At 63.3% G+C, this 8662-nt stretch carries 10 protein-coding genes; 3 read left to right on the plus strand and 7 right to left on the minus strand.

Annotated elements, in window-relative coordinates:
• Positions 1-166: 166 nt before the first annotated feature.
• The 3 genes from IB267_RS00155 (at position 167) to sugE (ending at position 3415) form a co-directional block, all read left to right on the plus strand.
• Complete coding sequence (locus IB267_RS00155; protein WP_192445946.1) at positions 167-1564, plus strand: DegQ family serine endoprotease; 1398 nt, start codon at positions 167-169, stop codon at positions 1562-1564.
• Positions 1561-2874, plus strand: a complete 1314-nt coding sequence (locus IB267_RS00160; protein ID WP_192445947.1) for a replication-associated recombination protein A — start codon at positions 1561-1563, stop codon at positions 2872-2874. The genes IB267_RS00155 and IB267_RS00160 overlap by 4 nt, the downstream gene beginning before the upstream one ends.
• 226 nt (positions 2875-3100) lie before the next feature.
• The gene (sugE, locus tag IB267_RS00165; protein ID WP_034795623.1) at positions 3101-3415 is read left to right on the plus strand and encodes a quaternary ammonium compound efflux SMR transporter SugE; all 315 of its coding nucleotides are present in this window, start codon (positions 3101-3103) and stop codon (positions 3413-3415) included.
• Positions 3416-3547: 132 nt separating this feature from the next.
• On the opposite strand, the gene IB267_RS00170 is transcribed toward sugE, so the two are convergent.
• The 7 genes from IB267_RS00170 to IB267_RS00200 form a co-directional block, all read right to left on the minus strand.
• Positions 3548-4333 carry an ATP12 family chaperone protein gene (locus IB267_RS00170; RefSeq protein ID WP_192445948.1) on the minus strand — a complete coding sequence of 262 codons (786 nt, stop codon included), beginning with the start codon at positions 4331-4333 and terminating at the stop codon, positions 3548-3550.
• Positions 4326-4991: an HAD-IA family hydrolase gene (locus tag IB267_RS00175; RefSeq protein WP_192445949.1), complete on the minus strand. Its 666-nt coding sequence runs from the start codon at positions 4989-4991 to the stop codon at positions 4326-4328. Before IB267_RS00175 ends, IB267_RS00170 begins: the two co-directional genes overlap by 8 nt.
• Positions 4991-5983 (minus strand): RluA family pseudouridine synthase, encoded by a 993-nt coding sequence (locus IB267_RS00180; RefSeq protein ID WP_192445950.1) that lies wholly within the window; start codon positions 5981-5983, stop codon positions 4991-4993. The genes IB267_RS00175 and IB267_RS00180 overlap by 1 nt, the downstream gene beginning before the upstream one ends.
• A 214-nt stretch (positions 5984-6197) precedes the next feature.
• Positions 6198-6575 carry a fluoride efflux transporter CrcB gene (gene crcB, locus IB267_RS00185; protein ID WP_192445951.1) on the minus strand — a complete coding sequence of 126 codons (378 nt, stop codon included), beginning with the start codon at positions 6573-6575 and terminating at the stop codon, positions 6198-6200.
• A gap of 73 nt (positions 6576-6648) precedes the next feature.
• A complete protein-coding gene (gene fghA, locus IB267_RS00190; protein WP_192445952.1) occupies positions 6649-7482 on the minus strand; it encodes an S-formylglutathione hydrolase in 834 nt (277 codons plus the stop codon).
• A gap of 24 nt (positions 7483-7506) precedes the next feature.
• On the minus strand, positions 7507-8154 hold the full coding sequence (locus IB267_RS00195; protein ID WP_192445953.1) for a DUF1345 domain-containing protein: 648 nt from the start codon (positions 8152-8154) through the stop codon (positions 7507-7509).
• 48 nt (positions 8155-8202) lie between these two features.
• On the minus strand, positions 8203-8643 hold the full coding sequence (locus IB267_RS00200; RefSeq protein WP_192445954.1) for a YaiI/YqxD family protein: 441 nt from the start codon (positions 8641-8643) through the stop codon (positions 8203-8205).
• Between the last annotated feature and the right edge of the window lie 19 nt (positions 8644-8662).

Here is an 8662-nt window from a genome sequence, read left to right on the forward strand (position 1 = left end):
TTGTATGAATTCAGCAGACTTTCGATCACCGTGAAAGGGGCTGCGAACCACGTTTTTGTGCGTAGCGCGTGAAGCCGGCGACTTTGCGTATCCTGCGCCAACATTTGCCTTTTTTCCCGCGAAATCCTATCTGAACGTAGCCGCGACGAATAGGAGAATGCTTTACATGATCGTAGGTCGAAGAGCGCTTGTTTCGCTCGTCATCGCTGTTTCTCTCGCCTGTCCGGCATTGGCCCAGGAGGCCAAGAGCGTTCCGCAGTCGCGGACCGAAATGCAGCTTTCTTTTGCCCCCCTCGTCAAGCAGACGGCGAACGCCGTCGTCAACGTCTATGCCGAACGGGTGGTCGAGCGCCGGTCGATTTTTTCCGGCGATCCCTTCTTCGAGGAGTTCTTCGGCCAACGTATGCCGAACCGATCGGAGAAGCAGTCTTCGCTGGGTTCCGGCGTGATCGTCGGCAAGAACGGCATCGTGGTGACCAACAACCACGTCATCGAGGGCGCCGACGATATCAAGGTGGCGCTGGCCGACGGCCGCGAGTTTCCTTGCAAGATCGTTCTCAAGGACGACCGGCTCGACCTCGCGGTTCTGAAGATCCAGTCGGACGGTCCCTTCGACATCGTGCCGCTTGGTGATTCCGATGCGGTCGAGGTCGGTGACCTCGTGCTCGCGATCGGCAACCCCTTCGGCGTCGGCCAGACGGTGACGAGCGGCATCGTTTCGGCGCTTGCGCGCAACCAGGTCTCGTCGGGTGACTTCGGCTTCTTCATCCAGACGGATGCGGCAATCAACCCGGGCAATTCCGGCGGCGGCCTCATCGACATGAGCGGCCAGCTCATCGGCATCAACACGGCGATCTTCTCCAAGGGGGGCGGCTCGAACGGCGTCGGCTTTGCCATCCCCGCCAATCTGGTGAAGGTTTTCGTTGCGTCGGCCGAAGGCGGCAACGGCGCGTTCGTACGTCCGTTCATCGGCGCGAGCTTCGAGCCGGTCACTTCGGAAGTGGCCGAGGCCCTCGGCCTCAACCGCGCCCGTGGCGCGCTGGTGACCGCTGTCGTGGCGGGCGGCCCGGCCGAACAGGCGGGGATCAAGCCCGGCCAGGTGATCACCGCCGTCAACGGCATAGAGGTCGAACATCCCGATGCCCTCGGCTATCGCTTGACGACGGTCGGCATCGGCCACGAGGCGCGGGTCACCGTATCGGAGAACGGCAAGCAGCGGGAAGTGACGCTCAAGCTCGACCGGGCGCCTGAGACCTCGCCGCGCGACGAACGTCTGATCGAAGGGCGCAATCCCTTCGCCGGCGCAGTCGTTGCCAACCTGTCGCCGCGCCTTGCCGACGAGTTGCGCATGTCGACCTCGCTGCAGGGCGTCGTCGTCATGCAGGTCAACCGCGGTTCGCCCGCCGCCCGCATCGGCCTCGAGCCAAAGGATATCGTGCGGTCGGTCAACGGCACGGCGATCGACACGTCGAAGACGCTGGAACAGGTCATGGCCGACGATGCCTCCTTCTGGCGCGTCGAGATCGAGCGTGACGGTCAACTCATCCGTCAGTTCTTCCGATGAGCGACCTGTTTACCGCCCACGAGCCACCGGAAATGGCGTCGGCAAGGCCGCTTGCCGACCGGCTTCGCCCGCGAACGCTTGCCGAAGTCACCGGTCAGGATCACCTGACCGGTGAGGACGGCGTGCTGTCGCGGATGATTGCATCGGGTTCGCTCGGGTCGATGATCTTCTGGGGGCCGCCCGGAACGGGCAAGACGACTGTGGCGCGGCTGCTTTCGGGGGAGGCGGGGCTTGCCTTCGAGCAGATCTCGGCGATCTTCTCTGGCGTCGCCGATCTCAAGAAGGTGTTCGAGGCGGCGCGGGCAAGGCGCATGTCCGGTCGCCAGACGCTGCTCTTCGTCGACGAGATCCACCGTTTCAACCGAGCGCAGCAGGACAGCTTCCTGCCCGTCATGGAAGACGGAACCGTGATCCTCGTCGGTGCAACGACGGAAAACCCATCCTTCGAACTCAACGCCGCTCTTTTGTCGCGCGCCCGGGTGCTGACGTTCAAGCCGCACGGTGAAGACAGCATCGAGGAACTGCTGTCGCGAGCCGAAGAGACCGAGAGCAAGAAACTACCGCTCGATGCGGACGCGCGCGCCAGCCTCATTCGCATGGCCGACGGCGACGGCCGCGCTGCGCTGACGCTGGCCGAAGAAGTCTGGCGCGCTGCGCGGCGCGACGAGATCTTCGACGCGGCAGCACTGCAAAACATCGTCCAGCGCCGGGCGCCGGTCTATGACAAGGGCCAGGACGGCCACTACAATCTGATCTCGGCCCTGCACAAGTCTGTGCGCGGCTCGGATCCGGATGCCGCGCTCTATTATCTCTGCCGCATGTTTGATGCCGGCGAGGATCCGCTCTATCTCGGGCGGCGGCTGGTGCGCATGGCAGTGGAGGACATCGGCCTTGCCGACCCGCAGGCGCTAGTGATCTGCAACGCCGCCAAGGATGCCTATGACTATCTCGGTTCGCCCGAGGGCGAACTGGCGCTTGCCGAGGCTTGCGTCTATCTCGCGACCGCGCCGAAATCGAACGGCGTCTACACCGCCTACAAGGCGGCGATGCGGGCGGCGAAGGAAAACGGCTCGCTGCTGCCGCCGAAACACATCCTCAACGCCCCGACGAAACTGATGAAGGGCGAGGGCTACGGCGACGGCTACCGCTACGACCATGACGAGCCGGACGCCTTTTCCGGCCAGGACTATTTCCCCGAGAAGATGGGGCGCAGGACCTTCTACGATCCGCCGGAACGCGGTTTCGAGCGTGAGATCCGTAAGCGGCTGGAATGGTGGTCGAAACTCCGCCGGGAGCGCAACGCTCCATAGAGCGCCCACTTGCAGAACCTCGGCGCCCCCACGCGTTTTGATGGTTTCAACGACTGCGTGAAATGGTTTAGCTTTGCCGCGGACGCAAGGCTGATTTGCCCATGACCGCCTTGCCGGCGTAACTGGAGTGTGAGATAGAACCCGCGTTGCAGACGGCTGCACGGTTCGCATAGGTGATACCGAACATCCGCGGGGACGGCCTCGCTCCAAACTTTAGGAGTTTGATATGGCCTGGTTCCTTCTTCTGCTTGCCGGTATTCTCGAAATCGGCTGGGCAATTGGTCTCAAATACACGGATGGTTTTACGCGGGTAACACCGACGATCCTGACCGTCGGCTCGATGATCCTCAGCATCGCGCTGCTCGGTCTCGCCGTGCGCACCCTGCCGCTCGGTACGGCTTACGCTGTCTGGACCGGCATCGGCACCGTCGGCACTGTGATCCTCGGCATCTTCCTGTTTGCCGAGCCGGCAACCTTCGTTCGCCTCGGCTGCATCGCGCTCATCGTCAGCGGTATCGCCGGCCTGAAGCTGGCCGCCTAACTTTACGGCTCTCCGCTCTCGTTACGCTAGCGTACGAGTGGAAGCGCCTTGGCGCTAAAATCTTGAACAAAAGAAACGGGCTGCGGGTCGGAAGACACGCAGCCCGTTTCGTATTCCGTTGATCCGGGTTCGTCAGCGTAGGGCGCCAAGAACCGCGGCGACCGCCTGCATTTCCTGCCAGCGGTTCTCGCGGCGGCGGAAGGCTTCCTCGTCGGTTCCCCAATGCTCGATCTGCCAGTCCTCGTCGACATGCGCAGCCGTCCAGGCTTCTTCGGCTGTCAGACGGCCGGAAGCGAAGGCGAGTGCCAGCAAGGCGGAGCCGGTCAGGCTCGTCACCGTGTGGACGCAGGTGAGGCCGAGCGGGGTCGCGAAGGCGCGCAGCCCTTCCGCATAGGCGGAAAGCGCTTCTTCCGGCTGCTCCTGGTGGATCACGCCTTCGGCGAGGATGAAGCGGGCGCCGAGTGTCTGCTGCGCCCAGTCGAGCACCGGGTTCCAGATCTCGTTCTGGCGGGCGACGAGGCCTTCCGGGCTGTCGGCGCGATAGCAGAGCATGTCCGTTCCGGCAAAACGCAGGATATCGTCGAAAACCGAGCGCTGGTCCTTGGCGACGCCGTCAAGTGCGGTGTTGACGATGCGCGTGATCGGCATCTTGCCAGGATCGATGACCTCTGCCTGCGCATCCCATTCGGCGGCGAGCATGTCTGCGAGCTTGCGCGTCGGCACGGCAAGCGGCTGCTTTGCCGGCGTGCGCACGGTGCGGCCGTCGAGCAGCACGGCGTGCGTATCGCCTTCCGCGGCCGCGACGCTGACGTCCTTGTAGAAGCGCTTCGGCAGCGGCTTCAGCATCTGGATTTGTGCCCGGCGGACCGGATCCTCGTGGCTCATCGCACCGCTGAGTTCGTCGCGAATATCAGGCATGATTGTGTTCCATCCATTCAATGATGTCGGCCGGCGTCCGGGCAACGAAATCCGCGCCCGCCTCGATGAGGTCGGGAACGGAAGCATAGCCCCAGGCAACGCCGATGGCGGCAGCGCCTGCAGCCTTGGCCATCTGCATGTCATAGATCGCATCGCCGATGACGACAGTATCCTTCGCATCGATGCCGGCTTCAAAGCAGCATTCCGTCACCATGGCCGGATGCGGCTTGGAGGGGCAATCATCGGCGGTCCGCGATACGAAAAAGACGCTGTCGAAGCCGTGGGTCTCGGCGATATGGGTCAAGCCGCGCCGCGACTTGCCGGTTACCGCGCCGATCAGCAGCGCGTCGCGGGAGGACAACGTCTGCATCATATCGGCAATGCCGGGAAACAACAGTTCCTGAAAGCCGCCTTCGCCGCGCACCCCGGCGAAGATCGACTTGTAGTGCGCCGTCATAGCCAGCGCCTGATCGTCGACATGTTCGCGGCCGAGCAGGCGCGCGATGGCGATGTCGAGGGTCAGGCCGATAATGCTCTTGGTCGCCGAGAGGGGCGGGCGCTCGAGGTCGAATGCCTCGAACGTGCGCGCCATCACTTCATGGATCAGGCCACCGCTATCGACCAGCGTGCCGTCACAATCGAAAAGCGCCAGTTTCATCAATCGTCCTCGCCAGGCTCGTTCTCTTCGAAGCCCAGCAGGTTCCAGCTCTGGACCATGTGCGGTGGCAGTGGCGCGGTCACGCGCAGGCGCCCACCGTCCGGGTGAGGAATATCGATATGGCGCGCGTGCAGATGCAGACGGTTCTGCATGCCGCCTGGGAGGCTCCAGTTGATGTCGGCATCGAAATATTTGGGGTCGCCGAGGATCGGGTGTCCGATGTGCAATGCATGGACGCGAAGCTGGTGGGTGCGGCCGGTATAGGGCTCCATCTCCAGCCAGGCGAGGTTCTGTGCGGCCTGTTCGCGAATGCGGTAGTAGGAAATGGCGTGGTCGGCACCGTCTTCGCCATGCTTGGCGATGCGCATGCGGTCGCCGTCCGGCGTCTGCTCCTTGACGAGCCAGGTCGAGATCCGGTCCTCGCGCTTGCGCGGAACGCCCTTTACCAGCGCCCAATAGGTCTTCTTGGTGTCGCGCTCGCGGAAGGCGGCGGTCAGCTTCTGCGCTGCCCCTCTCGTGCGGGCAATCACCAGCACCCCTGAGGTGTCGCGGTCGAGACGGTGGACGAGACGCGGCTTTTCGCCCTTCTGGTTTGTCCAGGCCTCGAGCATCTTGTCGATATGCCGGTTGACGCCCGAGCCGCCCTGAACGGCAAGGCCGGCAGGCTTGTTGAGCACGATCACCTTTGCGTCCTCGTGCAGCACCATGCGCGACAGCAACTCGCCGTCGGGTGAGTTCCTGAGGTCGCGGCCGGCGATCGGCCCGGTCTTGACTTCCTTGGGATCGACCCCGAGCGGCGGAATACGGATCGTCTGGCCGGGCTGGATCCGCGTGTCGGATTTGGCGCGGGCACCATCGACGCGGACCTGGCCGGAGCGCAGCAGCTTCTGCAGCGGGCCGAAGCCCAGTCCCGGAAAATGCACCTTGAACCAGCGATCCAGGCGCATGCCTGCCTCGTCACCGTCCACCTGCCTGTGTTCTATGCCTGCCATTTGAGCGAACCTGCCTTCTGTTTGGTCGCAGCGTCGCGCGTCGGTCCGAAGCCCCTGCGTTGGGATGACGCAAAAGAGGAAGCTTCAGGCGCGCAAGGGCTGCCGCAATATTTTCGGTGCTGCATGATAATGGCCTCGAAGCGACAACGGTCGAAGGACAATGCAGCAATGCGCCGCGTGTCCCCTGGATACGCAGCGCCTGTAAGACGAGCCTTTAGACTATTGCGCGCATGAGAGCCAGCCCGCTGAAGACCGCGAGGATCGAAAGCGCGACACTGGCAAGTACATAGGCGGCCGAGAGCATGACATCGCCGCGCTCGAAGAGCGTGATCGCGTCGAGAGAGAAGGCGGAAAAGGTGGTGTAACCGCCGAGGACGCCCGTGATGAGGAAGACACGCATGTCCGGCGAGGCGCCGAACTTGCGCATGATCACTTCGGCCAGCACGCCGATCAGGAACGAGCCCGTTATATTGACCCCAAGCGTGCCCCAGGGAAAACCGGATCCCAGGCGGTGGACGGCCCAAAGACCGACGAGATAGCGCAGCATCGAGCCGATTGCGCCGCCGGCGCCAACGAGGAGAAGATGGGTCATCAGTGGCTCCGGGTCAAAATTGGCGGCGCATTTCCGCGAAAGCGGCTTCTGCTCGGAATTGCGCCTTCGATTATCAGACCAGCCGCTCGGCATGCCAGCGCAGATGATCGTTCATGAAAGTCGAGATGAAATAGTAGGAATGGTCGTAGCGTTCGTGCATGCGCAGCGTCAAATCGATGCCGGTGTCCTTGACCGCCTCCTCGAACAGCCAGGGGCGCAGGCCGTTTTCAAGGAAGCTGTCCGCGTTGCCCTGATCGATCAGGAACTCGGGGAAGCGCGCACCGTCCTTGACGAGCGCGCAGGCGTCATATTGGCGCCAGACGGCGCGGTCCGCGCCCAGATACTTCTCGAAGGCGCCGACCGACCAGTCGGCGGTCGAAGGTTCGACGATCGGGGCGAAGGCCGAGCAGCTCTTGAAACGGTCCGGGTTCTTGAGCGCGATGGTCATGGCGCCGTGACCGCCCATCGAATGGCCGAAGATACCCTGGCGGCTCATGTCCATGCGGAAGTGCTGGCCGACGAAGGCGGGCAGTTCCTCGGTGATGTAGCTATACATCTGGTAGTGCCCGGCCCAGGGCGTTTCGGTGGCATCGAGATAGAAGCCTGCTCCCTTGCCCATCTGCCAGTTCGTCAGTTCGTCGGGAACATCCGTGCCGCGCGGGCTCGTATCCGGGCAGACGACGATCAGCCCGAGCTCGGCGGCCATGCGCCGGTACTCGCCTTTCTCCATGACGTTCGCATGCGTGCAGGTAAGGCCGGAGAGATACCAGAGCACCGGCCGCGGTTCGCTGATCGCCTGCGGCGGCACGAAGACGGCGAAGGTCATCTCGCCCTTGCAGGCCTCGGACTCGTGCGAAAAGACGCCCTGCATGCCGCCGAAGGCGGTGTTTTGCGAAAGGACTTTCATGGGATGCTCCTTGGATAAAGATGCTCAGCCGGCAAGCTGCACGGCCGCGTTGACGGCGGCGGCGACGAGCACGGTGTTGAAGAAGAACGAAACGATGGCGTGCATCAGGTTGATGCGCCGCATGGCGGTCGTGGTGATGGCGACGTCGGATGTTTGCGCCGTCATGCCGATGACGAAGGAAAAATAGAGAAAGTCGTATCCGCCGGGCTCCGGCGTTCCTGGAAATTCGAGGCCGCGCGCCGGCTCTGCCGTCTGCTGGTCCTGGTTCGCGATCCAATAGGCATGGGCATAGTGCATGGCCGCCATCATGTGGATTGTTGCCCAGCCGAGCACGACGGAGGCAAAGGCGAGGCCGAGCGCCAGCGCCGAGCCGGACTTCTCGCCGTTCAGCGCGAAAAACAGGGAAACGAGCGAACTCGCTGCTGCCCCGAACGTCACGAGCAGGATCACGACCTCGGGCTCGTCGGTGTTACGGGCATGGGTCTTCAGATGCCGGCCGGTCATCATTCGCAATCGCCGCCAGCACATGACGAGATAGACGCAGAAGAAGGTGATCGCAGCCCCCTCAAGGGCGAAACGCTGCGCCACGAACCAGAGGACGGGCACGCTTGCGAGCGCGCACAGAATGGCGGTGTAAAACGGCCAATGCCTGAGCTTCGTCGTCGTTGCCATGCTAGTGCCCCTGCGGTTGCGGGCCCCATGATCCCGCCCGTTGCGCGTTCATTTTTTCGACTGCCGCGCGAGTCGGTCAAGGGTTTCGAGGAAAGCGGATCGATCGCGCGGCGTGAAGGCGGCGTTGTAGCCCTTGCTTTCGCCGGTCTCGCGCAGGTGCTGTCCGAGGTCACGCATCGCAGAGGCCATGCCGACATTGCCTTTGTCAAAGACCCGGCCGGAGGGGCCGGTGACGAGCGCACCGGCGGCAACGCAGCGAACGGCAAGCGGCACATCGGCGGTAACGACGATATCGCCCTCATGCGCCCGTTCGGCGATCCAGTTGTCGGCCGCGTCGAAACCTGCCGAAACGACGACATTGTGCACCATCGGGTCGCGCGAAGGGCGCAGGCCCGAATTGGCGACCAAGGTCACCTCGATCCCGTGGCGCTCGGCCACTTTCAGGATTTCGGTTTTCACCGGGCAGGCGTCTGCGTCGACATAGATCATCTTGAATCAACTTCTCAAG

Origin of the sequence: Ensifer sp. ENS09 (assembly GCF_014852425.1) — a bacterium.
GTDB lineage: Bacteria > Pseudomonadota > Alphaproteobacteria > Rhizobiales > Rhizobiaceae > Ensifer.

What these genes read in the sequence shown, in the direction of transcription:
- IB267_RS00175 (WP_192445949.1), bottom strand. Translation starts at nt 4,991, where the DNA reads ATGAAACTGGCGCTTTTCGATTGTGACGGCACGCTGGTCGATAGCGGT.
- IB267_RS00170 (WP_192445948.1), bottom strand. Translation starts at nt 4,333, where the DNA reads ATGCCTGATATTCGCGACGAACTCAGCGGTGCGATGAGCCACGAGGAT.
- IB267_RS00160 (WP_192445947.1), top strand. Translation starts at nt 1,561, where the DNA reads ATGAGCGACCTGTTTACCGCCCACGAGCCACCGGAAATGGCGTCGGCA.
- fghA (WP_192445952.1), bottom strand. Translation starts at nt 7,482, where the DNA reads ATGAAAGTCCTTTCGCAAAACACCGCCTTCGGCGGCATGCAGGGCGTC.
- IB267_RS00180 (WP_192445950.1), bottom strand. Translation starts at nt 5,983, where the DNA reads ATGGCAGGCATAGAACACAGGCAGGTGGACGGTGACGAGGCAGGCATG.
- IB267_RS00195 (WP_192445953.1), bottom strand. Translation starts at nt 8,154, where the DNA reads ATGGCAACGACGACGAAGCTCAGGCATTGGCCGTTTTACACCGCCATT.
- IB267_RS00200 (WP_192445954.1), bottom strand. Translation starts at nt 8,643, where the DNA reads ATGATCTATGTCGACGCAGACGCCTGCCCGGTGAAAACCGAAATCCTG.
- crcB (WP_192445951.1), bottom strand. Translation starts at nt 6,575, where the DNA reads ATGACCCATCTTCTCCTCGTTGGCGCCGGCGGCGCAATCGGCTCGATG.
- IB267_RS00155 (WP_192445946.1), top strand. Translation starts at nt 167, where the DNA reads ATGATCGTAGGTCGAAGAGCGCTTGTTTCGCTCGTCATCGCTGTTTCT.
- sugE (WP_034795623.1), top strand. Translation starts at nt 3,101, where the DNA reads ATGGCCTGGTTCCTTCTTCTGCTTGCCGGTATTCTCGAAATCGGCTGG.